General features: G+C 70.2%; 23 protein-coding genes, 1 tRNA gene and 2 pseudogenes. 9 read left to right on the top strand and 17 right to left on the bottom strand.

Annotated elements, in window-relative coordinates:
• Nucleotides 1–183 (bottom strand): annotated as a pseudogene (locus FHX82_RS11865) (DUF4097 family beta strand repeat-containing protein); the annotation flags it as partial.
• A 141-nt stretch (nucleotides 184–324) separates the two neighbouring features.
• Here FHX82_RS11865 and FHX82_RS11860 point away from each other — a divergent pair.
• Nucleotides 325–867: a YbhB/YbcL family Raf kinase inhibitor-like protein gene (locus FHX82_RS11860; protein ID WP_145939115.1), complete on the top strand. Its 543-nt coding sequence runs from the start codon at nucleotides 325–327 to the stop codon at nucleotides 865–867.
• 4 nt (nucleotides 868–871) lie between these two features.
• Here the strand turns inward: FHX82_RS11860 and cynS are convergent, their stop codons facing one another.
• Genes cynS through FHX82_RS11845 form a run of 3 tightly spaced genes read right to left on the bottom strand, consistent with a single transcriptional unit; the run spans nucleotide 872 to nucleotide 2,219 of the window.
• Nucleotides 872–1,318 carry a cyanase gene (cynS, locus tag FHX82_RS11855; RefSeq protein WP_145939116.1) on the bottom strand — a complete coding sequence of 149 codons (447 nt, stop codon included), beginning with the start codon at nucleotides 1,316–1,318 and terminating at the stop codon, nucleotides 872–874.
• A gap of 20 nt (nucleotides 1,319–1,338) precedes the next feature.
• On the bottom strand, nucleotides 1,339–1,899 hold the full coding sequence (locus FHX82_RS11850; protein WP_145939117.1) for a TetR/AcrR family transcriptional regulator: 561 nt from the start codon (nucleotides 1,897–1,899) through the stop codon (nucleotides 1,339–1,341).
• On the bottom strand, nucleotides 1,896–2,219 hold the full coding sequence (locus FHX82_RS11845) for a DMT family transporter (protein WP_145939118.1): 324 nt from the start codon (nucleotides 2,217–2,219) through the stop codon (nucleotides 1,896–1,898). Before FHX82_RS11845 ends, FHX82_RS11850 begins: the two co-directional genes overlap by 4 nt.
• 146 nt (nucleotides 2,220–2,365) lie before the next feature.
• Here FHX82_RS11845 and FHX82_RS11840 point away from each other — a divergent pair, with 146 nt between their 5' ends.
• The 3 genes from FHX82_RS11840 (at nucleotide 2,366) to FHX82_RS11830 (ending at nucleotide 6,271) form a co-directional block, all read left to right on the top strand.
• Complete coding sequence (locus FHX82_RS11840) at nucleotides 2,366–4,639, top strand: (Fe-S)-binding protein (protein WP_145939119.1); 2,274 nt, start codon at nucleotides 2,366–2,368, stop codon at nucleotides 4,637–4,639.
• A 138-nt stretch (nucleotides 4,640–4,777) separates the two neighbouring features.
• Nucleotides 4,778–5,257, top strand: coding sequence for a DUF742 domain-containing protein (locus FHX82_RS11835; protein WP_145939120.1), 480 nt, complete (start codon nucleotides 4,778–4,780; stop codon nucleotides 5,255–5,257).
• Nucleotides 5,258–5,266: 9 nt separating this feature from the next.
• Nucleotides 5,267–6,271 carry a cation diffusion facilitator family transporter gene (locus tag FHX82_RS11830; protein ID WP_145939121.1) on the top strand — a complete coding sequence of 335 codons (1,005 nt, stop codon included), beginning with the start codon at nucleotides 5,267–5,269 and terminating at the stop codon, nucleotides 6,269–6,271.
• 1 nt (nucleotide 6,272) lies between these two features.
• Here the strand turns inward: FHX82_RS11830 and FHX82_RS36930 are convergent, their stop codons facing one another.
• Both FHX82_RS36930 and FHX82_RS36925 read right to left on the bottom strand, forming a co-directional pair.
• Entirely contained in the window at nucleotides 6,273–6,524 is a 252-nt protein-coding gene (locus tag FHX82_RS36930) for a class I SAM-dependent methyltransferase (RefSeq protein ID WP_260171897.1), read from the bottom strand.
• A gap of 43 nt (nucleotides 6,525–6,567) precedes the next feature.
• Nucleotides 6,568–6,615, bottom strand: a pseudogene (locus FHX82_RS36925) (hypothetical protein); the annotation flags it as partial.
• Between the two features lie 106 nt (nucleotides 6,616–6,721).
• Here FHX82_RS36925 and FHX82_RS11820 point away from each other — a divergent pair.
• Both FHX82_RS11820 and FHX82_RS11815 read left to right on the top strand, forming a co-directional pair.
• Nucleotides 6,722–7,327, top strand: coding sequence for a TetR/AcrR family transcriptional regulator (locus tag FHX82_RS11820; protein ID WP_145939122.1), 606 nt, complete (start codon nucleotides 6,722–6,724; stop codon nucleotides 7,325–7,327).
• Nucleotides 7,311–8,933, top strand: a complete 1,623-nt coding sequence (locus FHX82_RS11815) for an acyl-CoA dehydrogenase family protein (protein ID WP_145939123.1) — start codon at nucleotides 7,311–7,313, stop codon at nucleotides 8,931–8,933. Before FHX82_RS11820 ends, FHX82_RS11815 begins: the two co-directional genes overlap by 17 nt.
• On the opposite strand, the gene FHX82_RS11810 is transcribed toward FHX82_RS11815, so the two are convergent.
• From FHX82_RS11810 to FHX82_RS11795, 4 genes are all read right to left on the bottom strand, one after another.
• Nucleotides 8,915–9,616, bottom strand: coding sequence for a CAP domain-containing protein (locus FHX82_RS11810; RefSeq protein WP_229880742.1), 702 nt, complete (start codon nucleotides 9,614–9,616; stop codon nucleotides 8,915–8,917). The two genes, FHX82_RS11815 and FHX82_RS11810, sit on opposite strands and share 19 nt — an antisense overlap.
• Nucleotides 9,617–9,701: 85 nt before the next feature.
• Nucleotides 9,702–11,123, bottom strand: coding sequence for a sugar porter family MFS transporter (locus tag FHX82_RS11805; protein WP_145935902.1), 1,422 nt, complete (start codon nucleotides 11,121–11,123; stop codon nucleotides 9,702–9,704).
• A gap of 109 nt (nucleotides 11,124–11,232) precedes the next feature.
• Complete coding sequence (gene dcd, locus FHX82_RS11800; protein WP_145935903.1) at nucleotides 11,233–11,814, bottom strand: dCTP deaminase; 582 nt, start codon at nucleotides 11,812–11,814, stop codon at nucleotides 11,233–11,235.
• A gap of 14 nt (nucleotides 11,815–11,828) precedes the next feature.
• Entirely contained in the window at nucleotides 11,829–12,998 is a 1,170-nt protein-coding gene (locus tag FHX82_RS11795) for an oxygenase MpaB family protein (protein WP_145935904.1), read from the bottom strand.
• Between the two features lie 93 nt (nucleotides 12,999–13,091).
• On the opposite strand from FHX82_RS11795, the gene FHX82_RS11790 reads away from it, so the two are divergent.
• A tRNA-Gly gene (locus tag FHX82_RS11790) sits at nucleotides 13,092–13,162 on the top strand.
• Nucleotides 13,163–13,788: 626 nt separating this feature from the next.
• Here FHX82_RS11790 and FHX82_RS11785 read toward each other — a convergent pair.
• Entirely contained in the window at nucleotides 13,789–14,028 is a 240-nt protein-coding gene (locus FHX82_RS11785) for a hypothetical protein (protein WP_145935905.1), read from the bottom strand.
• Between the two features lie 31 nt (nucleotides 14,029–14,059).
• On the opposite strand from FHX82_RS11785, the gene FHX82_RS11780 reads away from it, so the two are divergent.
• A complete protein-coding gene (locus FHX82_RS11780; protein WP_260171896.1) occupies nucleotides 14,060–14,707 on the top strand; it encodes a YdcF family protein in 648 nt (215 codons plus the stop codon).
• 56 nt (nucleotides 14,708–14,763) lie between these two features.
• On the top strand, nucleotides 14,764–15,162 hold the full coding sequence (locus tag FHX82_RS11775) for a hypothetical protein (RefSeq protein ID WP_145935907.1): 399 nt from the start codon (nucleotides 14,764–14,766) through the stop codon (nucleotides 15,160–15,162).
• On the opposite strand, the gene FHX82_RS11770 is transcribed toward FHX82_RS11775, so the two are convergent.
• The 6 genes from FHX82_RS11770 to FHX82_RS11745 form a co-directional block, all read right to left on the bottom strand.
• Entirely contained in the window at nucleotides 15,159–15,797 is a 639-nt protein-coding gene (locus FHX82_RS11770) for a class I SAM-dependent methyltransferase (RefSeq protein ID WP_145935908.1), read from the bottom strand. The two genes, FHX82_RS11775 and FHX82_RS11770, sit on opposite strands and share 4 nt — an antisense overlap.
• Nucleotides 15,798–16,311: 514 nt before the next feature.
• Complete coding sequence (glmS, locus tag FHX82_RS11765; RefSeq protein ID WP_145935909.1) at nucleotides 16,312–18,138, bottom strand: glutamine--fructose-6-phosphate transaminase (isomerizing); 1,827 nt, start codon at nucleotides 18,136–18,138, stop codon at nucleotides 16,312–16,314.
• A gap of 13 nt (nucleotides 18,139–18,151) precedes the next feature.
• Nucleotides 18,152–18,409, bottom strand: a complete 258-nt coding sequence (locus FHX82_RS11760; RefSeq protein WP_145935910.1) for a hypothetical protein — start codon at nucleotides 18,407–18,409, stop codon at nucleotides 18,152–18,154.
• A gap of 61 nt (nucleotides 18,410–18,470) precedes the next feature.
• Nucleotides 18,471–20,333 (bottom strand): CocE/NonD family hydrolase, encoded by a 1,863-nt coding sequence (locus FHX82_RS11755; protein ID WP_145935911.1) that lies wholly within the window; start codon nucleotides 20,331–20,333, stop codon nucleotides 18,471–18,473.
• Nucleotides 20,333–21,535, bottom strand: coding sequence for a CaiB/BaiF CoA transferase family protein (locus FHX82_RS11750; RefSeq protein WP_145935912.1), 1,203 nt, complete (start codon nucleotides 21,533–21,535; stop codon nucleotides 20,333–20,335). Before FHX82_RS11750 ends, FHX82_RS11755 begins: the two co-directional genes overlap by 1 nt.
• Nucleotides 21,532–22,059: a MaoC family dehydratase gene (locus tag FHX82_RS11745; RefSeq protein ID WP_145935913.1), complete on the bottom strand. Its 528-nt coding sequence runs from the start codon at nucleotides 22,057–22,059 to the stop codon at nucleotides 21,532–21,534. Before FHX82_RS11745 ends, FHX82_RS11750 begins: the two co-directional genes overlap by 4 nt.
• Nucleotides 22,060–22,066: the final 7 nt, after the last annotated feature.

The raw sequence follows: 22,066 nt of genomic DNA, 5'->3' as shown, positions 1-22,066 counted from the left end.
GGTGGCCACGTCCCGCGCGGTGACCCGCACGTCCCCCGCGCTGACGTCGAGCCGGACCCCGCCGACGGGCTGGACGACCTGGTAGGTCGCCTCCTCGGTGGTCGGCCACCACCAGCCGACCGCGATCGCCACCCCAGCCCCGATCAGCGCGACCCCACCTATCGCGAGTGCCGGCCTGCCCATTGCGTCCTCCCCAGTCACGGTTCCTGTGCGGGAAACGCTAAGACCGGGTACGACTGGACGACATCAGGGAACGCCCCCGGTTCCACCCTGGGGTGTCCCCTACCCAGTCTCCGGCCCGAGTTCGAACAGAGGAGGACGCGGATGGCGCAGCCACCCAACCCATACGATTTCCTGCCCCAGGTGCCCGCCTTCACGCTGCGCAGCGACGACGTCGCGGACGGGCAGACGCTCGACACGCCGCACCTGAGCGGCATCTTCGGCGTGCCCGGCGGCGAGGACCGCTCCCCGCACCTGGCGTGGGAGGGCGCCCCGGAGGGCACGAAGAGCTACGCCGTGACGGTGTACGACCCGGACGCCCCCACCGCCAGCGGCTTCTGGCACTGGGCGGTGTTCAACATCCCGGCGTCCGTGACGGAGCTCCCGTCCGGCGCGGGCGACGCGGACGGCTCGAAGCTGCCGTCGGGTGCGGTGACGCTGAAGAACGACGGTGGCGTGAAGCAGTTCCTCGGTGCCGCCCCGCCGCCCGGCCACGGCCCGCACCGCTACTTCGTCGCGGTGCACGCCGTGGACGTCGAGTCGCTGGAGGTTCCGGAGGACGCCACGCCGGCGTTCCTGGGCTTCAACCTGTTCAGCCACACCCTCGCCCGCGCGGTCCTCGTGCCGGTGTACGAGAACAAGGGGTAGCGCCTCACCACTGGTACGGGAGGAACTTCCCGTCCAGTGTCACCACCACGCGGTCGCCGGCGGGATCGGGAACGCGTTCGACGTCCATCCGGAAGTTGATCGCGCTCATGATCCCGTCGCCGAACTTCTCGTGGATCAGCTCCTTGATGGTCGGCCCGTAGACCTGCAGCACCTCGTAGAAGCGGTAGATCGTCGGGTCGGTCGGCACGGGCGAGTCGAGCGCGCCGCGCGTGGGCTGCAGCTGCAGGGCGGCCACCGCGTCGGCGGGCAGTTCGAGGAGGTCGCCGACCTGCTCGGCCACGTCCTTCGGCACGGGATGCTGACCGAGCAGCGCGGCGGTGGTCCAGGCGAGCGGCCTGGAGACGGTCTCGGCGATCTTCGCCCAGGTCAGCCCCAGGCGGACCTTGGCGGCGAGCACGGCGTCGGCGGCTTCCTTCTTGGTCGTCGTCATGCCCCCTGATCCTGCCGAACTCAGCGGGGTCGCAACAGGTACTCGACGACGGGCCGCAGCTCCTCCGCGGTCGGCGGCTCGTCGTCGATCAGCCCCTGGATCAGCAGGCCGTCGATGCCCGCGAGGAACGCGCGCAGTGCCACGAGGTCGTCGGGGCGCACCATCGACGTCAGCACGTCCAGCCACCTCCGCGCCGCCGGGCGCAGCTCCGGGCGCCGCGCGGCCAGCAGGTACAGCTCGTACTCCGCCATCGTGCGCCCGCGCCGCGGCCCCAGCGCCTCCGCGAGCAGCGCCGCGACCTCGTCGGCGCCGAGGCTGCCGCGCGAGCGCGCCCGGTCGATCGTCCAGTAGACCTCGGTCGCCATGTCCTTCGCGCACGAGATGAGCGTGGCGACGAGCAGGTCGTTCAGGCTCGCGAAGTGGTAGGTCGTGGACGTCGTGGGCACGCCGGCCTCCGCCGCGACCGTCCGGTGTGTGACGCCTGCCACGCCGTCGCGCTCGATCACCCGCAGCGCGGCGTCGATGATCTCCTGGCGCCGCTTGTCGCCGCGGGCCTTGCGCCCGTCGCGCTGCGCCTTCACTTCGCCGCTCCCAGTTCGAGCAGCACCACGCCGCCGATGATGAGCGCCAGCCCGGCGACCATGACCGGGTTCAGGCCCTCGTGCAGGAACAGCACGCCGATCACCGCCACCAGCGCGACGCCCGCCGCCGACCAGATCGCGTACGCGATGGCGACCGGCAGGCCCAGCTTGAGCACGAACGACAGTGCGGTGAAAGCCACGCCGTAGCCCCCCACGACGACGATTGACGGCCCGAGTTTGGAGAACCCTTCGGACAGCCGGAGGGAGACCGTGCCGGCGACCTCGGCGACGATCGCGAGCGCGAGCAGGAGATAGGCCATGTCCCGAAACTACCGGTACGATCGTCCCGTTTTCCAGGGAGTCGTACACCACATCGGTGGGACTTAGGACGCGCTCATCGGTTACTGATCGGTAAGCACGGTTAGGCTGCCCGTCAACCACCACATACGGACGAAAGGCCCCGATCATGGGTGCTCTGCAGATCACTCTCGGCGTGATCGGCGTCGCCATAAGCATCGTCGCTTGGATCATGTTCGTCGCCGGCGTCTGGCGCATGGTGCGCATCATTCGCCTCGGACAACCGGACTCGACCCGCAACGGCCCGTTCTGGCCGCGCTTCGGCACGCTGATCAAGGAGTTCGCCGCGCACACGCGGATGAACAAGTTCCGCCACGTCGGGCCATGGCACTGGCTCGTGATGTGGGGCTTCCTGATCGGCTCGCTGTCCTGGTTCGAAGCCTACGGCGAGACGTTCGACCCCCACTTCCACTGGCCGGGCTTCGGCGCGTCGAGCGTCTGGCTGTTCATCACCGAGCTGCTCGGCCTGGGCACGGTGGTCGGCGGCATCGCGCTCGCGATCATCCGGCAGGCCAACCACCCGCGCCGCGCCGACCGGCAGTCCCGCTTCGCCGGGTCGAACTTCGCCCGCGCGTACTTCGTCGAGGCCGTCGTGGTCATCGAGGGCCTCGGCATCCTGGGCGTGAAGGCGTTCAAGATCTCCAGCGGCATCGAGGACCCGGGGCTGTGGACCAGCTTCGTCACCAAGCCGCTCGGCGAGATTCTGCCGGCCAGCACCGCGGCGGTCACCATCACCGCGCTGGTCAAGCTGCTGTCGGGCATGGTCTGGCTCTACGTCGTGGGCCGCACGCTCACCATGGGCGTGGCGTGGCACCGGTTCAGCGCGTTCTTCAACATCTACTTCAAGCGCGAGGACGACGGTGGCGTCGCGCTGGGCGCGCTGAAGCCGATGATGAGCGGCGGCAAGCCGCTGGACTTCGAGGAGGCCGACCCGGAGAAGGACGTCTTCGGCGCCGGGCAGATCGAGGACTTCAGCTGGAAGGGCTGGCTGGACTTCACCACCTGCACCGAGTGCGGCCGCTGCCAGTCGCAGTGCCCCGCGTGGAACACGGGCAAGCCGCTGTCGCCGAAGCTGGTCATCACGCAGCTGCGTGACCACGCGTACGCGAAGGCGCCGTACCTGCTCGCGGGCGGCAAGAAGGACGTCACGGGCGAGGAGGTCGGCCTCACCGGGGACAACCCGTACGCGGGTATCGACGTGCTGGCGCTGGCCGAGGCCGACCGCGCGCTGGTGGGCGACGACGGCGGCGTGATCGACCCCGACGTCCTGTGGTCCTGCACCACGTGCGGCGCGTGCGTCGAGCAGTGCCCGGTGGACATCGAGCACGTCGACCACATCGTCGACATGCGCCGCTACCAGGTGATGATCGAGTCGAACTTCCCGAGCGAGCTGAACGGGATGTTCAAGAACCTGGAGAACAAGGGCAACCCGTGGGGCCAGAACGCCAAGGACCGGATGGCCTGGGCCGACGACCTGGACTTCGAGGTGCCCGTCTTCGAGGGCGAGCTGGGCGACGCCGAGTACCTGTTCTGGGTCGGCTGCGCCGGCGCGTTCGAGGACCGTGCGAAGAAGACCACGCGGGCGGTCGCGGAGCTGCTGCACATCGCGGACGTCAAGTACACCGTGCTCGGCCCGGAGGAGTCCTGCTCCGGTGACCCGGCCCGCCGCGCGGGCAACGAGTTCCTGTTCCAGATGCTCGCGCAGCAGAACGTCGAGGTGCTGAACTCGGTGTTCGAGGACCGGCAGCCGGGCAACCGCAAGATCGTCGTCACCTGCGCGCACTGCTTCAACACGATCGCGAACGAGTACCCGCAGCTGGGCGGGCAGTACGAGGTCGTGCACCACACGCAGCTGCTGAACCGGCTGGTGCGGGAGAAGCGGCTGGTGCCGGTGGCCCCGATCGCGGACGACGTGACCTACCACGACCCGTGCTACCTGGGCCGTCACAACAAGGTCTACGAGGCGCCGCGTGAGCTGGTCGGCGCGTCCGGGGCGCAGTTCCGCGAGATGCCGCGGCACGGCGACCGGTCCATGTGCTGCGGCGCCGGTGGCGCCCGCATGTGGATGGAGGAGAAGATCGGCAAGCGGATCAACCTCGACCGCGTCGACGAGGCGCTGGGCACGGCGCCGTCGAAGATCGCGACGGGCTGCCCGTTCTGCCGGGTCATGCTGACCGATGGCGTGACGGCCCGGCAGAACGACGGGCAGGCGAGCGAGAAGGTCGAGGTCGTCGACGTGTCGCAGCTGCTGCTGGAGTCCGTCAAGCGGCGTCCGCAGCCGGTGTCCGTCGGTGCGCCGTCTGTCGAGGCCGAGCCGGAGGCGGCGGACACCGCCACCGACAAGGCCCCGTCCGGCACGCCTTTGCCGGACGAGGACAAGTAGCTCGCGAAGGGCGTTCCTACCGTCGGGGGGTTCGGTCGCCGAACCCCCCGACGGGCTCGACAGCCGCGTTATCCTGGTTCTCTCGCAGCCACAGCCGTCGGCGAGGCATTGTGACCTGCGCGAATGGGGCGAGAGACCATGGGTGTACCCGCTGAGGGCGAACCGGCCACCGAGCCGGATTCCGCCCGTGCCGGTGCCCGGTTCCCCCAGGAGGAGCAACCGGGCGAGTTTCCCGCGCCCCGCGTTCCGCAGTTCGCCGACGACATCCCGGGCGACGACGCCGGCCCCCGCGTGCGGCCGTACGTCCTGACCCGGGGCCGCACGCAGTCCACCTACGAGCTGGCGCTCGAGACGATGGTCAACGTCCGGGCGGACGCGCGGTGGACGGGAGCCGCGCTGAACAGCGAATACCAGCCGGTGCGGGCCGCGTGCCGCCGCCCGGTCTCGGTCGCCGAAGTGGCGGCCACCCTGTCGATCCCGCTGGGGGTGGCCCGTGTCCTGCTGTCCGACATGGCGGAGCTGGGGCTGTTGCACATCCACGGCACGGAGCGCACCGCCGAGGGGCGGCCGCCGCTGGCGCTCATGCGTCGCGTGCTGGATGGGCTGCAACGGATCTAAGATCAGCGGGTGAGCGAGCAGGAGGAATCGCCCAAAGGCGAAAGCACCGTGACCGTCGTGCTGGCGGGGGCGGTGAACCTGGCCATCGCGATCCTCAAGGCCGTCGCGGGGGTCCTCACGGGCTCCGGCGCGATGCTGTCGGAGGCCGCGCACTCGGTGGCGGACACCATCACCGAGATCCTGCTGCTGACGGCGTTGCGCCGCTCCAGCAAGCCGGCGGACCGCGTGCACCCCTTCGGGTACGGCAAGGAGCGGTACTTCTGGTCACTGCTCGCCGCGGTGTCGATCTTCGCGTCGGGTGCGATGTTCTCGTTCTACGAGGGCTTCTCGACGGTGTTCGGCGAGCCGTCCGAGCAGTCGAGCCCGATCGTCGGTTACGTCGTGCTGGGGATCGCGTTCCTGCTGGAGGGCACGTCGTGGCTGCAGGCGCTGCGGCAGGTGCGCCGGGAGTCCGGGGAGCAGAAGCGGTCGATCGCCACGTACCTGCGGCTGGTCGACGACCCGGCGCCGAAGTCGGTGTTCTTCGAGGACTCGGCCGCGCTCGTCGGTCTGGTGCTCGCGTTCCTGGCGTTGCTGCTGCACCAGCTGACGGGCTCGTCGCTGTACGACGGGCTGGCGTCGATCCTGATCGGCCTGCTGCTGGCGGTGGTGGCGTGGAGCCTGGGCCTGACCAACCTGCGGCTGCTGATCGGCAGGCAGGCGGACCCGGTGGTGGTCCGCGGGATCCGGCAGCTGCTGTCCGACGCGCCGGAGATCGAGGCGGTGGTCGACCTGCAGACGATGCTGCTGGGCACCGACCTGATCCTGGTGTGCTCGCGCGTGGACTTCGACGACTCGCTGCACGCGTCCGACGTGGAGCGCGCGTGCGTGCGCCTGGCGGGCGAGCTGCGTGAGGCGTACTCGGACGTGAGCGAGGTCTTCATCGAGCCGGTCCCGCGTACGGACCCGGAACTGCGCGCGGCGGTCCTGGCGCGCTACGGCGAGGCGGCGACGCGTTACGGGACTCCGCAGTAGGTCAGGAAAGGCTGGCGCTCGGCGCCGTCAGCCCGGTGCCCGTGGCCCAGCGGCCCTCGACGAGCACCACCCGCCCGCCGGGTCGCAGCAGCCGAACCCACCTGCCCAGTGCGGCGGCGGGATCGGGAAGCGCCCACACCACGTGCCGCGCCAGCACGACGTCGAAAGCTGCCGGAGGCAGGGCCGGGTCCGAGGCGTCGTCCTGCCGGAACTCGGCCCGTCCGCGCGCCTTCTCCGTGGCCGCGGCGACCATCCCGTGGCGCGAGGTCCACGCCGACGACGGAGTGCCCGGCCTCGGCGAGCAGCACGGCGAGGCTTCCCGTCCCGCATCCCAGATCGGCCACGGCTGCCGGTGGCTCGGGCGCCAACGGCAGCAGCAACTCGGCCCAGGCCGTCAGCACGATCCCCTCCTGCTTGCCTGAAGCAGTGAATCAGTGGTTCACTTCTTGCGTGCCCTACCGTCGCACCCCGCAGGTCCAAGCGCGCCTCGACGCGCAGCGGGCCGGGATCCTCAAGGCCGCCGCCGAGTTGCTCGCCGAGCGGGGGTACGCGGGCTGCTCCGTGGCGGCCGTCGCCGAGCGGGCGCGCATCGCCACCGGCAGCGTGTACAAGCACTTTCCCGGCAAGGCGGAGCTGGTCGTGGAGCTGTTCCGCGGCATCGTCGGGCACGAGGTCGACGCCGTGAAGGCTGCCGCGCAGGAGCCCGGGGAACCCGCCGAGCGCGTTGTCGCCATCTTCGAGACCTTCGCCGTACGCGCGCTGAAAGCCCCGCGCCGCGCGTACGCGCTTCTCGCCGAGCCCGTCGATGCGCCGGTCGAGGCCGAGCGCATCGTCTTCCGGCGCGTCTTCCGCGACCTCGCCGCCGAGCACATCCGCGAGGGCGTCCGCACCGGCCTGCTGCCGCCCCAGGACGCGGAACTCACCGCCGCCGCGCTGGTCGGCGCCATCACCGAGGTCCTCGTCGGCCCGCTCACCACTGACAACAACGGCGCGGTCGCCGGACTGCGCCCCTTCATCCTGCGCGCACTAGGAGGTTCCGATGCCGGACACCCATGAGGTTCTCAACCAGGTCCCGCCGCTGGTCGACTACGACGTCGCCGACGACGCGGCACTGCTCGACGGCCTGCGCCGCGAAGGGGCGGGCTGGGCGGAGGACGAGGTGCACGAGCTGGGCCGCCTCGCCGGCAGCGCCCAGGGGCAGGAGTGGGGCCGCCAGGCCAACGAGAACCCGCCCAAGCTGCACACGCACGACCGCTACGGCCACCGCATCGACGAGGTCGAGTTCCACCCCGCCTGGCACGAGCTGATGACCGTCGCGGTCGGCCACGGCCTGCACGCGGCGCCCTGGCGCGACGAGCGCCCGGCCGCGCACGCCGCCCGCGCCGCGAAGGTGCTCGTCTGGAACCAGGCCGAGGGCGGGCACGTCTGCCCGATCTCCATGACGTACGCGGCGGTCCCCGCGCTGCGCCACAACCCCGAGCTGGCCGCCGTCTACGAGCCGCTGCTCGCCTCGCCCGAGTACGACTTCGGCCTGCGCGTGCCGAGCACCAAGCGCGGCCTGATCGCGGGCATGTCGATGACCGAGAAGCAGGGCGGCTCCGACGTCCGCGCCAACACCACCACCGCGCGCCCGAACGGTGACGGCAGCTACGTGCTCACCGGGCACAAGTGGTTCACCTCGGCGCCGATGTCCGACCTGTTCCTCACCCTCGCGCAGGCGCCCGGCGGCCTCTCGTGCTTCCTGCTGCCGCGCGTGCTGCCCGACGGTTCCCGCAACCGGATCTTCCTGCAGCGGCTCAAGGACAAGCTGGGCAACAAGTCCAACGCCTCCTCGGAGATCGAGTACGACGGCGCGGTCGGCTGGCTGGTCGGCGAGGAGGGCCGCGGTGTGCCGACCATCATCGAGATGGTCAACAACACCCGCCTCGACTGCGTGCTCGGCACGACTTCCCTGATGCGCCAAGCGGTCGTGCAGGCGACGCACCACGCCGCGCACCGCCGGGCGTTCGGCGCGAACCTCGTGGACCAGCCTGCGATGGCCAACGTGCTGGCCGATCTGGTCGTCGAGTCCGAGGCCGCCACCACGGTCGCGATGCGGCTCGCCGGGGCGACCGGCGACCCGGAGCAGGCCGCGTTCCGGCGGCTGGCGCTCGCGGTGACGAAGTACTGGGTGTGCAAGCGCGGCCCGGCACACGCGGCCGAGGCGCTGGAATGCCTGGGCGGCAACGGTTACGTCGAGGACTCCGGGATGCCGCGGCTGTACCGGGAGGCGCCGCTGCTGTCCATTTGGGAGGGTTCGGGCAACGTGGCGGCGCTGGATGCCTTGCGCGCCATGGCGAAGCAGCCTGAGTCCGTCGACGCGTTCTTCGGCGAGCTGGACCTGGCCGCCGGGGCGAACGCGCGCCTCGACGACGCCGTGGGCCGCCTGCGCAAGGAACTGTCCGACCCCGAGGACATCCAGTTCCGCGCGCGGCGGCTGGTCGAGACGATGGCGTTGGCGCTGCAGGGTTCCCTGCTCGTGCGCTACGCACCGGCCGCGGTGTCCGACGCCTTCTGCGCCTCCCGCCTCGGCGGCGACTGGGGCATCGCGTTCGGTACCCTGCCGTCCACTGTGGACACGAAGGCGATCGTCGAACGGGCGCGTCAGAACCCGAAGTCCTGAACCCAGTACCAGCCGTCGGTGTCCAGGCCGACGCCGAGCGTGTGGTAGGAGCAGTTGAGGATGTTCCGGCGGTGCCCGTCGGAGTTCATCCACATCTGCATCGTCTGCGCGGCGGTGGTCGAGCCCATCGCGATGTTCTCGGCGGCCGGTTTGGCATAGCCGGCCGCCTTGATCCGCTGGTCGAAGGTGACGCCCTCGGGCGTGACGTGTGAGAAGTAGTCGCGGGCGGACATGTCCTCGCTGAACTTCTGCGCGGCGGTGTCCAGGCGGCCGTCGTCACTGAGCGCGCCGCAACCGGCCTTCGACCGCTCCTGGTTGACCAGCGCGAGAACCTGCGCTGCGACGGAGTTGTTCCGCGGCGGCGCGGCCTTGGTGCTGGTCGAGGGCGGCGGTTTCGGGGTGGACTTCGTCGACGGCGGCGGGGCGGGCGGGGAGGCGGTCGTACTCGGCGCGGGGGAGGCCGTGGTGCTCGGCGGGGCGGCCGGGCTGCTCGGGGCGGGGGCGACCGGGGAGGGCTGGTGCATCGTGCTGACCGGGTGCGAGGTCGAGTCGGTCAGCGCCACGTGCAGGTGCTCGTCCGCGGGCTCGCGCGTGACGAGCAGTCCGCCCGCGGCGGCCAGCACGCCGACGAGCACGCTGAGCGAAACGAGCACGGGACGGAGCCGGGAGTTCGGGACACGCACGAGGCAAGAAATTATCACCGAACGATAACGGCTGGAGACCACGAATGGCGCAACCTTGTTGCGCCATTCGTCGTACTACCAGCGGTTATCGCACGTCTTCGATCGCGGTGCCCTTCGTTTCCCGCACGAACTTCAGCGCGAACGGGATCGAAAGGATCGCGAACGCGGCGTAGATCCAGTACGTGGTCGAAAGGCTCCAGGCGGCCATGCTCGGGAAGCTGACCGTGACGATCCAGTTGGCGATCCAGTTCGCGGCGGTGCCGATGGCGAGCGCGGCGCTGCGAATCCGCAGCGGGAACATCTCACCCAGCATGACCCACAGGATCACGCCCCACGACAGGGCGAACGAGATCACGAACAGGTTCGCGAACACCAGCGCGATCGGGCCCCACGCGCCCGGCAGGCTCAGGTCGCCGTTCACGGTCACCGCGTTGCCGAACGCGATCGCGGCGACGGCGAGCCCGATCGTCATGCCCGCCGAACCGATCAGCAGCAACGGCTTGCGGCCCACGCGGTCGATGAACGCGATCGCGATGAACGTGCCGATGATGTTGATGACCGGGCTGACCATCGAGATCAGCAGCGAGTCGGTGTTCTGGCCGACCGAGTGCCACAGCGTGTCCGAGTAGTAGAAGATCACGTTGATGCCGACGAACTGCTGGAACACCGCCAGCGCGATGCCCACCCACACGATCGGCAGCAGCCCGAACTTCCCGCCGACGAGGTCGCGGACCTTCGAGCGCTTCTCGACGCGCAGGTTGCGGCGGATGTCCGCCAGCTTCGCGTCGACGTCCCCGCCCTCGACCTCCGCGAGCACCTTGCGCGCCTTCTGCGTCTTGCCGATCGACAGCAGGTAGTGCGGCGACTCCGGGATCACCGAGGCGAGCACGAAGTACACGATCGCGGGCACGGCCGCGGCCCCGAGCATCCACTGCCAGGGCTCGATCCCGCCGAGCGACCCGTTCAGGTCGTGCGAACCGTCCGCCCCGGTCGGCGCCAGGTCCTTGATGACCCAGTTGACCAGCGCGGACACACCGATGCCGAGCACGATGGCCAGCTGTTGCAGCGACGCGAGCCGTCCGCGGTACGCGGGTGGCGCGACCTCCGCGATGTAGGCGGGCCCGATGACCGACGCGACGCCGATCGCGATACCGCCGACAACGCGCCAGATCGCGAGGTCCCACACGCTGAACGGGAACATCGCGCCGATGGCGCTGACCAGGAACAGCACCGCGGCCAGTTGCATCGTGCGGATGCGGCCGATCCGGTCGGACAGCAGCCCGCCGAACCAGGCGCCGACGGCGGAGCCGATGAGCGCGCTGGAGACCGTCAGCCCGGTGACGCCGTCGCCGACCTGGAAGTGGTGCTGGATGCCGAGCACGGCACCGTTGATGTTGGAACTGTCGTAGCCGAACAGGAAACCGCCGACCGCGGCCGCCCCGGCGATGAAGACGACGTGGGCGAGATGTTGTTGACCGGCTCGCTCCCCGGTCGTGGGGACGCTCATGCCCCTGCCTCCTCGGTTGTGCCTCTGAATGGCCTAACCGGAGATGTGGTCCAGTCCATACCGGACCACTGGGGTGAGATGTTTCACCAGGTCAGGGGAGTTTACGGCGTCAGCGCCAGGTGTCGACGCGGTGGAAGTTGAGGTGGGCGCGGCTCGGTGTGGGGCCGCGCTGGCCCTGGTAGCGCGAGCCGGCCTCGGCGGAGCCGTAGGGGTGCTCGGCGGCGCTGGTGAGCCGGAACAGGCAGAGCTGGCCGATCTTCATGCCGGGCCACAGGGTGATCGGCAGGTTCGCGACGTTGGACAGCTCGAGGGTGATGTGGCCGGAGAAGCCGGGGTCGATGAACCCGGCGGTGGAGTGCGTGAGCAGGCCCAGCCTGCCGAGCGAGGACTTGCCCTCCAGACGGCCGGCCAGGTCGTCGGGCAGGGTGACCAGCTCGAAGGTGGAGGCGAGCACGAACTCGCCGGGGTGCAGGACGAAGGGGTCCTCGCCGGTCTTCTCGACCAGCGACGTCAGCTCGTCCTGCTGCCGCGAAGGGTCGATGTGGGTGTACTGGCTGTTGTTGAAGACCCGGAAGAAGCGGTCGAGCCGCACGTCGATGCTGGACGGTTGCACCATGGCGGAATCGAACGGGTCGATCCCGAGGCGTCCGGCTTCGACTTCTTTTCGGAGGTCACGGTCACTCAGCAGCACGAGCACGAGACTAGCTAGGCGGCCCGCATGTGGCGCGCATAGGTGGGGTCGAGCTGGACGATCTTCGCGAGCTGACCGACGTAACGGCGCCGTTCGAGGCCGCCGATCAGCTCCTGCAGCGCGGTGGCGCCGGGGATGTGGCGGCGCGCGGTCTCGGCGGCGAAGTTGGCCGCGGCGGCGGCGAGCACGGCGGCCTGTGCCACGGGGTCGTCGGGCAGTTCGAGGAAGTCGGCGTTGACCCGGCCGAGCACGAGGCGGCTGATGGCGGAGTGGACGCGGGAGAGGACCTTGCCGGCGCGGCTGTTCTCGTGGGTGGTCAGTAGGGCCTTGGCGAGGCGTTTGGAGTCGTCGTCGGGGATGAACTCGGTGGTGGCGAGGAGCCAGAGCAGGCGCCAGGCGTCGGTCTCGTCGGCGGGCAGGAGCTCCTCGTCGACGCCCATGAGCCAGCCGACGTAGCGCCACAGGTGGAGGATGTCGCCGCGCTCGCGTTCGGTGTAGCGGATGCCGAGGAACTGCGTGCCGAGGACGAAGACCAGGGAGAAGAGGATGAGCGTGCCGGCGGTCTGCACCTGGTTGACGGGCCGGTCCCAGGCGTCGTAGTCCCAGTCGCGGCGCCGGTTCATCGCGGCGCGCACGTGGGCGTGCACGAGCCGGACCCGGAGGGCGGCGGCGTACCCGGCGCGGTGGGGGCGGAGGTTGCCGGGCGTGGTGACGTCGATCCACCAGGCGGCGGTCTCGATGAGCCGCCGCCCGGCGAGGTGCTCGATCTCCCCGGTCGCGACCAGAGACTTGGTGGCGCGGGAGGCCAGGTAGCCGCCCATGAGGGACATGTCGCCGAGCGGGAAGAGGCCCAGCAAGCCGGTCCGGGTGATCGCCTTGGCGCCCCGGTCGACGCGGTCGAGGTCGAGCCAGTAGGGAGCGGACTCGACGACGGCGAAGAAGTTTTCGACTTCAGCGGGCGCTTGCGGTGTTTTGCTGATTCCCCTGGTCAGGGCCTCCTCGAAGACATCACGGGGTGCGTCCACGAGCGCGTCGGCGAGCGGATCCTCGGCCTGGGCGAAGGCCCGGAAGCGGCGCAGCTGCGCCTCGGTGCTCCGCAGGTCCGCCGGAGGAGCGAACAACCGGGCAGCGAGCCGGAACCCCCCGTGGCGGAAGAGCTCGGGATCAGGCAACCGCTGGCTCATGACAACAAGTGTTGTCAGTTGCGGCTGTGGCGTCAAGTTCCGGGGGGCCCTGGTGTGAAGGGAGGCGCTGCGCTGTGTATGATCTGTGGCGCTGCGGATGTAGTTCAATGGTAGAACATCAGCTTCCCAAGCTGAATACGCGGGTTCGATTCCCGTCATCCGCTCTGTAGGTGAAGGCCCAGGTCAGAGGTTCTCTGGTCTGGGCCTTCACCGTTCGGTCGACGGTTTGGGCGGCTAACGCGCCGGTGGCATCTCGAACAGTCTCGCCACCTCGGTCAACTCCCAACGCCGTATCGCAAGCTCGAGTCGGCCATCGTGCAATCCGTAGACCAGCACAACATCCGTGCGGGCAAGCCGGAAGCGCTCCCACAGACCCCGGCGCCGCATCGTCCGCGGTGTCGTCTTCCGGTAGTCAAGCTCGACCCCGAGCGACCGGCGGAAACGCGGAGACCAGCGCGCACTACCCCGAGACAGGCGCAGCGTTCCCATCCGCCACCGGCGGAACTCGCTGTCCGGCCACCGCAGCGCGCACCGGAGCCGGATCTCGCGACCTGATTCGAACACCCGACGTCGCTTCGACGACACCCGTCCACGTCGCCAGTCGGCATCGCACTCGCCCGAAGGCACCCCGACGAGCAAACCCACCAGGTCGCCGAGAAGGTCGTCCCACATCCTCGAAACCTAAGCCCATCACCAGAGATGAGACATCACCTCCGGCGCGCCCGAGGCGGGCGCCGCAAGGGCAGGTTCGTGGTAGCCCGAGTACCGGCGATGGTGCACGCCAAGGTGATCAGGTCGCACTCCCGTTCCCGGCATCCGGCGAGTCGCCCGGCGAGGGCGCCGGGGCTCGGCGTTCCACCTGGGCCTCGATCTCGAACCTTGCGCGGTGGGCGTCCGGGTAGCCCCAGACCTCCTCCAGTGGGCCCAGCAGGCCGCCGCCGACGCCGGTGCGGCGGACGTGGCGTGCCAGCAGCGGGAGGCCGCCGAGGATCACGGCGAAGAGGGCTACCGTCACGACGAAACCCGTCATGGTGTCGAGCGTACGCAACAGGAGACGCGAATTGCCCGAAATCGCCCCCCGACTGCGTGACGACGTCGAGACGCTGTGGAACTACCACCAGCTGCACCACGAACTCCGCCCCGCCGACGTCGGCATCGGGCTCGGCAGTCACGACCTCGGCGTCGCCACCTGCGCCGCCGAGTTGTACCACCGAAAACTCTTTCCGCTCATCGTGTTCACCGGCGCCAACGCGCCGACCACCGTCGAGCGCTTTCCCCGCGGCGAGGCCGTGCACTACCGCGAACACGCGCTCGCGCTCGGCGTGCCCGACGACGTGATCCTGATCGAGACCGAAGCCCGCAACACCGGTGAGAACATCACCCTCACGCAGAAGCTGCTCGCGCACCACGACATTCGCGATGCCATCCTGATCACTCGTCCCTACCAACAGCGCCGCGCGTACGCCACGGCCCGGAAGCTCTGGCCCGAGATCGATATCCGTTGCGCCTCGAAACCCATGCCGCTCGACGAGTACGTGAACGAGATCGGGGACGTCGAGCGCGTGATCACCATGCTCGTCGGGGACACGCAACGAATCCGGGTGTACGCGGAGCGTGGGTTCGCCGTTCCGCAGGACGTGCCGCCTCAGGTCGAGAACGCTTACGAAAGGCTCGTCGACGCCGGGTACACGAGTCGGCTTGTTCACTGATTTCAGGCCATTTCAGTGAAACAGTCACAAAAACGCGGGTGCTAGATTTCTGCCCGATGCGGAAGTTCATGCTCGTCCTGGTGCTCGCTGTCGCGGCGGCAAGCTTGGCGTTCGTGCCCGGAAGCCTCACCGAGGACCCCGTCTCGAAGCAGCCGGCAGCGGTGGCGGACTCCGATGCCGTGCGGCCGCTCGACCTCGTGCCCGCACCGGCGCCGCCGAGCACGGTGCCTGCGGCCGCGCCCGTGCGCAGCAGCAGCGCGCCGAAAAAGCCCGCCGCCGCAGGCGCCAAAGGCACTGAGAGCGAGTCCGAGCGGGCGGCCCGCGTCAGCCGCGACGCGATGATCCCCCACCCGCGACCGCCGGCGCAGCCCAACATCGCGCGGACCTCGACGAGTGAGACGACCATCGACCTCGGTGTCCTGACCCCGACTCCCACCACCCGGCCGTCGTACTAGGCGCGCGCCAGCAGGTACGCCTGCGGGGTGTTCTCCCACTGTCCCTCGGGCTCGCGCACCAGCCGTGCCGTCTCCGACAGACCCGCCTCGGCCAGCCGCTTGCTCACGTTGTCGGGCGAGAGCCGGTACGCGTCCGCGGAAATGTCGTGGCCGTAGGCGTGCTCGATGTGGTGCCGGTGGTCGTCGCCGACCTGGAAGGCCAGCAGGACTCGGCCGCCGGGGACCAGGACACGGGCGAACTCCGCGAACACGGTCGGCAGCTGCTCCGGCGGAGTGTGGATGATCGAGTACCACGCCACGATCCCGTGCACGCTCGCGTCCGGGAGGTCCAGCGCCAGCATCGAACCCTCCTCGAACCGGAGCTCCGGATGCGCCCGCCGGGCCACCGCCACCATCTGCGGCGACAGGTCCACGCCGAACACGTCCAGCCCCAGCGACGCCAGGTGGCCCGTGATGCGCCCCGGGCCGCAGCCGAGCTCCGCGACCACGCCGCCGCGCACGAGCTCGGCGAAGGCGCCGAGCATGGCGCGGTCGAAGGTGCTGTCGGCGAGCAGGTCGCGCAACAGCTCGGCGTAGTCGGCGGCCACGGTGTCGTACGCGGCACGAGTCTCGGTCACGAAGGAGGGTTCGGTCACGCCCGCAACGTACCGGCGGGCACCGACAGTTCTCAGTTGCGAACACTTGGGGTAGGCGTCGTAGTGCGTGATGGATGGACGCAGCGCTGCGTCTTGACATCCCAGGTGCCTCCACCGGAGAGGCAATTCGTGTACTCGAGCTGACCGTCGACCCACTCTTTATGGCCGGCGCACACCGAGTAGAGCTTCTCGTCACCGTCGCGGCACTGGTAGCCGTATCGCGGTGCGGCGCGAGTGGTGGTCCTCGGAGCCGACGCCTTCTGCTTACTGGACGGCATTCCCGTGGAGGTCGGTTTCGGCCGACTCGTCGTGGCCTGCGGCGCGACGGCCGTCGTGACGGGGGCCGTTGTGGCCGTGGTCGCGGGCGCCTGCGGCGGAGCGGCCGGGATTCCCGGCAGTGATGACGAGCAGGCGGTGACCGTGCCCAACAGGACCGCGGTGGTAGCGAACACCCTGATCCACATGCCGGCTCCAAGCTTTCCTCGTGGAGAGGTCGCCTGGAGCCGGGCCTGTGTTACTCCACCGTCACGCTCTTCGCCAGGTTCCTCGGCTTGTCGATGTCCCGGCCGAGGTGGTGCGCCAGGTGGTACGCGAACACCTGCAGCGGGATGGTGAACAGGATCGGGTCCAGCTCCGGCTCGCTGCGCGGTACTTGGATCACCGAATCGGCCAGTCCGTCGGGCAGGTCAGCGTTCGTCACCGCGATCACCGGGCCGCCGCGGGCCTTGATCTGTTCTATCGTCCCGATGTTCTTCGCCAGCAGCTCGTCGTCCGGGACGATGACCACCGACGGCATCGCCGGCTCGATCAGCGCCAGCGGGCCGTGCTTCAGCTCGCCCGCCTGGTACGCCTCGGCGTGCACGTACGAGATCTCCTTCAGCTTCTGCGCGCCCTCCCGCGCCACCGGCCAGCCGCGCGTGCGGCCGATGAAGAACATCCGCTCCGCGCCGCTGTGTTCCTTCGCCACGGCCGAAATCTCGTTCTCCGCCCCCAGCACCTCGACGATCAACGACGGCAGCGAATCCAGACCCGCGACGATCCGCGCACCGTCCGAAACGGACAGATCGCGGACCCGGCCCAGCGCCAGCGCCAGCATCGCGAAGCACACGCCCATGTTCGTGTACGCCTTGGTCGAGGCCACCGACACCTCGGGCCCCGCGTGCAGGAACGTGCCACTGCCACATTCCCGCGCGATCGCGCTGCCGACCGTGTTCACCATGCCGATGACCTGGCCGCCCTTGCGTTTCAGCTCCTGCACCGCCGCCAGCGTGTCCGCCGTCTCGCCGGACTGGCTGATCGCCACGTACAGCGTGTCCTCCTCGACCACCGGGTTGCGGTACCGCAACTCCGACGCCGGCTCGGCGTCCGCGGGCAGCCGCGCCCACTCCTCGACCAGGTTCGCGCCCAGCTGGCCCGCGTAGTACGCCGAACCGCAGCCGAAGAACTTCACGCGCCGGATCGCGCGCAGCGCACGGGCGTCCAGGTTGATCCCGCCCAGCCGCGCCGTGCCGAACCGCTCGTCGAGCCTGCCCAGCAGCGTCCGGCGCACCGACTCCGGCTGCTCCCAGATCTCCTTGTGCATGAAGTTCGCGTAGCTGCCCAGCTGGTAGTCGGCGTCGTCGAGGTCCACCGTCGTCGGGGTCTTCGCCGTGCGGTGGGCCTGCAGCGTGCTGGTCACGAAGTCGTCGGCGGTGATCGTGGCCAGCTCACCGTCGTCCAGGTACACCACCCGCTGGGTGTAGCGCACGAGCGCGGCCACGTCGGACGCCACGAACATCTCCCCGTCGCCGATGCCCAGCACGATCGGGCTGCCGTTGCGCGCCACCACGAGCTGACCCGGGTTCTGCGCGTCCAGCACGACGATCCCGTACGCGCCGTTGACCTCCCGCAACGTCGCGCGCACCGCGTCCTCCAGCGACTCCGCGCCGTCCGCGAGCGCCGCGCCGATCAGGTGCGCGAGCGCCTCGGTGTCGGTCTCGGACGCGAACGTCACGCCCTGCGCGGCGAGCCGCTCGCGCAGCCGCCCGGAGTTCTCGATGATCCCGTTGTGCACCACGGCGATCCGCTTCGCGCCGTCGACGTGCGGGTGGGCGTTGGCGTCGGTCGGCTCGCCATGGGTGGCCCAGCGGGTGTGCGCGATGCCCACGGGAGACGGCTGGTTCTCCTCGACCAGGTCACGCAGCTCGTCGACCCGCACCGCGGCCTTCGTGACCTTCAGCCTGCCGCGTGCGGCGACCGCGAGCCCCGCAGAGTCGTAACCGCGGTACTCCAGCCGGTGCAGACCCTCCAACAGGATCGGTGTGGCGGGCCTGCTCCCGACGTACCCCACGATTCCGCACATGTTCAGCCCTTCCCTACCCGTAGACGATCCGCCGCAGCTGGCGCTCGCTCAGCTCGCCCGCCTGCACGGGGCGCTGCGCGAGCTCGGCCGCGATGACCCGCCAGATCTCTGCGTTCCGGCGGCCGCGCCGCTGCAGCTCCCCGTGCCTGCGCCGCACGAACTCCTCCGTGGTCTCGCTGAAGTACGCGAGGACGTCGGAGATCACGCGCTCGGCGACGGGCACGGGCAGGCCCGTGGAGCCCGCGACGTGCCGCACCAGCTGCTGGTCCATGCTTCGACATTCCCAGCGGCACCGGTAGGAGGCAAATTTCCTGCCCGAATCCGGGCAGATTTCACAGGCGAAGCAGGTGCCAGTGGCGCTCCGTCACGACCTCACCGTCGACCGTCACCCTGCCCCGGGCCCACAGCGCGGTCTGGGTGCAGCGCACCGTCGCCGAGACCTCCACCAGCTCGCCGGTGGTGAACCGGACCGTGGCGTCGCTGGTGCGGCTCACGACGACCGCGGCCGGCGCGGCCCGGCGGACCTTCGCCGTGGTCAGGCTCCGCGTCTCCAACCGGTGGCCTTCGCTCGTCCTCGTGACGCCGCTGTCGCCGCCGATGAGGACCTCGACGCCGTCGTTGACCAGGTCCCGCGTGACCTCCCAGCGGGAGGTCGCCGACGACTCCGGCCGCTCGCGCAGGGGCAGGATGGCAGGAACGCCGGTGTCGTCGGGCACGGCCGGAACGGTGACGTCGATCCCCGTCACACGCAGGACCGCCGGAGACGGCAGGGGCATCAGCCGTGGGAAGTCGGAGTCGCTGACCACGACCCGCAGCCGGTGCCCCGCGGCCACGCGGTGGGCGATGGGCCACAACGTCACGCGGTGCCGCGTCCCCTCGCCGCGGCACAGCACGCCCGCGGCGAGGAAGAACGACCGGCCGTCCGGGTCCACGTCGGTGAGCCGCACCACCAGCCGTTCCACGTACGGGTCGGCCACCTCGACGGTGACCTCGGCCCGGCCGCACACCACGAGCGGGTCCGGCAGCGGGGCGCTGGTGGCGGTGAGCGCGCGCACGTCGTCGTCGTGCTGGTCCACCGGCAGGCCGACGCCGTTCGCCGCCAGCCCCCACTGGCCGCTGAGCGCACCGGTGGTCGGGTCCGGCCGGTACTCGCCGATCACGGCGCCTTCGCGGCGCGGCAGCAGCGCCGGATCGCCCAGCGCGCATTCGGTTCCGGTGCTCAGCGACAGCTCCTTCGTGGCCGGCGGCCAGGAGTCGTAGCTGCGCCAGCCGGGCCGCTCGCCCTGCACGTACAGGGTCACCGGTGGCTCGGCCAGCACCCCGTTCTCGACGCCCTTGAGCCAGTGGTCCCACCAGCGCAGCGCGAGCTCCGGGAAGTCGACCGACTCGTACGGCGAGTCCTCGGGGGAGGTGTGCATCCACGGGCCCATCAGCAGCTTCTTCGGGCCCCTGAACTGCTCGAACGCACGCGGGATGGCGTCGGCGTTCTTGTCGCGCCAGCCGCCGACGCACAACGCGGGCACATCGATCACCGACGGGTCGACAGCCCGCTCCCGCCACACCGGGTCGCCGGGGCCGTGCCGCACGAAGTCGTCGAAGATCGGCTCGGTGTCGTGCAGGCGGCGGTGCCAGCGCTGCCGTTCCGCCGCGGACGTGGTGTCGACCAGCGGCGGCATCAGCTGTTCGAGCAGCATCAGCGTGCCGCGGAAGGCCATCGGGTGCAGGTCGCCGCGCGCGCCCGCGGGGTGCACGAGGTCCAGCTCCGGGTCGAGCGGGCCGATCATCGAGATGATCGCCTTGAGCTGCGGCGGGCGGCGGCAGGCCGCGCGCATCGTCAGCAGCGCGCCGTAGGAGGCGCCCCACAGCCCGACCGAACCGTCGCACCACGGCTGGTCCGCCGCCCATTCGACCGCCGCCACCGGGTCCTCGCCCTCGGCCGGGTCGAACTCCGGGCGCCGCACGCCGTCCGACGAACCGGTGCCGCGCAGGTCCACCAGCACCCCCGCGTAACCGCGTTCGGCGAACCAGCGGAGCTTGGCGCCGAAGGCGTTCATGTCCTTGCGGTACGGGTAGACCGAGACCAGCGCGGGCACCGGGCCCGCGCCCACGGGCAGGTACACGTCGGCGGACAGGGTGACCCGCGGATCCGGGGTCGGCACGCGCACGTCGCGCCGCACCTCCACCTCGTGCAGCATCAGCTCTCCGTTCCGAAGGCGCCGGCGGTGATCAGCCGGTGCACGGTCTCGTCGTCGTACCCGAGCAGGTCGCGCAGGACCTCGCCGGTGTGCTCGCCGCGGAAGGGCGCCCGCTGGCGCGGCGGCGCGGAATCGCCCGCACGCACCGGGGAAGCGACCTGCTTGACGATGCCGAACCGAGGGTGCTCGGTCTCCAAAACGAGGTCGCGGGCGAGAGTGTGCGGGTCCCGCAGCGCCTCGGCCACGGTGTTGACCGGGGCGCAGGGGACGGCGGCGGCGCGCAGGCGCGGTAGCCAGTGGTCCACGGGCTGCCGGGAGAGCACGTCGTCGAGGATGAGCTGCAGCTCCTCGCGGTGGGTGTGGCGGTCGGCGAAGGTGGCGAAGCGGGCGTCTTCGGCGAGGTCGGGCCGTTCCAGCACGACGGTGAGCCGCTGCCAGAACTTCTCCTTGGCGCAGCCGAGCACGAGCCACCCGTCCTTCGCCTGGAACACCTGGAACGGCACCAGCGACGGATGCGCGGACCGGCGGGTGCGCGCGGGTTCGTAACCGGCGGTGAGGTGCCACGTCGCGGGATAGGTCAGCAGGCTGATCGCGGTGTCGTACAGGCTGAGGTCGCAGTCCATGCCGACGCCGTCCCGCCGGGCCGCGTGGATCCCGGCGAGCAGCGAGATCGCGGCGACGAACCCGCCACAGTAGTCCACAAGGGACAGACCGGTCTTCTCCGGTGGCCCGTCGGGGTCGCCGGTCAGCGTCATCCACCCGGCGAGGCCCTGCAGCACGTAGTCGTAACCGGGTTCGGTGGCGCGCGGACCGGTCATGCCGAACCCGGACAGGGAGCAGCACACGATCCGCGGGTTGACGCCTTTCAGGTCGGCGTAACGGATTCCGAGCTTCTCCGGGACGTCACCACGCAGGTTCGAGTACACCGCGTCCGCGTGCCGCACCAGGTCCTCCAGCACCGCGCGGCCGTCGGGGTGGCGCACGTCGAGGCTGACGCTGCGCTTGTCCCGGTTGAAGGACTCGAAGAACAGCGAGTCCTCCCCCTCGTTGAACGGCGGCACGTACCGGCCGACGTCGCCGCCCGCGGTCGGGTCCTCGATCTTGATCACGTCCGCGCCCAGCTGCGCCAGGTGCAGCGAGCCGAACGGGCCCGCGCCGTACTGCTCCAGCGCGACGATCCGCACGTCTTCCAGTGGCCTCATGGGGTCTCCTCCGCGGTGAACGGGGTTTTCGCCTCGGGAAAGGTGGGTTTGGCCAGCGGTGAGTCGCGGCGGTGAACGTAGAAGGTGCGCAGGAACGACAGCACCTCGTCGCCGTGCTGGTTGAGGCTGCGGGTCTTGACCGTGACGATCCCCGCGTGCGGCCTGCTGCCCGACGCCCTCGTGGCCGTCACCATCGACTCCGACCACAGCGTGTCCCCGGCGAACACCGGGTGCGTCAGCTTCAGCTGGTCCAGCCCGAGGTTGGCGAACGCGTTCTGCGTGGTGTCGGTGACGCTCTGCCCGATCGCGATCGCGATGGTGAGCGTGGAGACCACGAGCGGTTTGCCGAACTCCGACTGGCGCCCGACCTCGGCGTTGAAGTGCGCCTCGTTGGTGTTCATCGTCAGCAGCGTGAACCAGGTGTTGTCCGTCTCGGTGATCGTGCGCCCCAGCGGGTGCCGGTACACGTCGCCGACCTCGAAGTCCTCGAAGAACCGGCCCTGCCAACCGGACTTGACGCCCATCGCAACT

Origin of the sequence: Amycolatopsis bartoniae (assembly GCF_014191255.1) — a bacterium.
In the GTDB taxonomy this organism is placed as follows: Bacteria; Actinomycetota; Actinomycetes; order Mycobacteriales; family Pseudonocardiaceae; genus Amycolatopsis_E; species Amycolatopsis_E bartoniae.
The sequence above is the reverse complement of the archived record's forward strand: the minus strand, read 5'-3'. Positions and strand labels throughout refer to the sequence as shown.

Bases quoted from the DNA above. Each gene is read 5' to 3' on its own strand.
- FHX82_RS11860 (WP_145939115.1), top strand. From the start codon at position 325: ATGGCGCAGCCACCCAACCCATACGATTTCCTGCCCCAGGTGCCCGCC.
- cynS (WP_145939116.1), bottom strand. From the start codon at position 1,318: ATGACGACGACCAAGAAGGAAGCCGCCGACGCCGTGCTCGCCGCCAAG.
- FHX82_RS11845 (WP_145939118.1), bottom strand. From the start codon at position 2,219: ATGGCCTATCTCCTGCTCGCGCTCGCGATCGTCGCCGAGGTCGCCGGC.
- FHX82_RS11840 (WP_145939119.1), top strand. From the start codon at position 2,366: ATGGGTGCTCTGCAGATCACTCTCGGCGTGATCGGCGTCGCCATAAGC.
- FHX82_RS11835 (WP_145939120.1), top strand. From the start codon at position 4,778: ATGGGTGTACCCGCTGAGGGCGAACCGGCCACCGAGCCGGATTCCGCC.
- FHX82_RS36930 (WP_260171897.1), bottom strand. From the start codon at position 6,524: ATGGTCGCCGCGGCCACGGAGAAGGCGCGCGGACGGGCCGAGTTCCGG.
- FHX82_RS11815 (WP_145939123.1), top strand. From the start codon at position 7,311: ATGCCGGACACCCATGAGGTTCTCAACCAGGTCCCGCCGCTGGTCGAC.
- FHX82_RS11805 (WP_145935902.1), bottom strand. From the start codon at position 11,123: ATGAGCGTCCCCACGACCGGGGAGCGAGCCGGTCAACAACATCTCGCC.
- FHX82_RS11795 (WP_145935904.1), bottom strand. From the start codon at position 12,998: ATGAGCCAGCGGTTGCCTGATCCCGAGCTCTTCCGCCACGGGGGGTTC.
- FHX82_RS11785 (WP_145935905.1), bottom strand. From the start codon at position 14,028: ATGACGGGTTTCGTCGTGACGGTAGCCCTCTTCGCCGTGATCCTCGGC.
- FHX82_RS11775 (WP_145935907.1), top strand. From the start codon at position 14,764: ATGCGGAAGTTCATGCTCGTCCTGGTGCTCGCTGTCGCGGCGGCAAGC.
- glmS (WP_145935909.1), bottom strand. From the start codon at position 18,138: ATGTGCGGAATCGTGGGGTACGTCGGGAGCAGGCCCGCCACACCGATC.
- FHX82_RS11760 (WP_145935910.1), bottom strand. From the start codon at position 18,409: ATGGACCAGCAGCTGGTGCGGCACGTCGCGGGCTCCACGGGCCTGCCC.
- FHX82_RS11755 (WP_145935911.1), bottom strand. From the start codon at position 20,333: ATGCTGCACGAGGTGGAGGTGCGGCGCGACGTGCGCGTGCCGACCCCG.
- FHX82_RS11750 (WP_145935912.1), bottom strand. From the start codon at position 21,535: ATGAGGCCACTGGAAGACGTGCGGATCGTCGCGCTGGAGCAGTACGGC.
- FHX82_RS11745 (WP_145935913.1), bottom strand. From the start codon at position 22,059: ATGGGCGTCAAGTCCGGTTGGCAGGGCCGGTTCTTCGAGGACTTCGAG.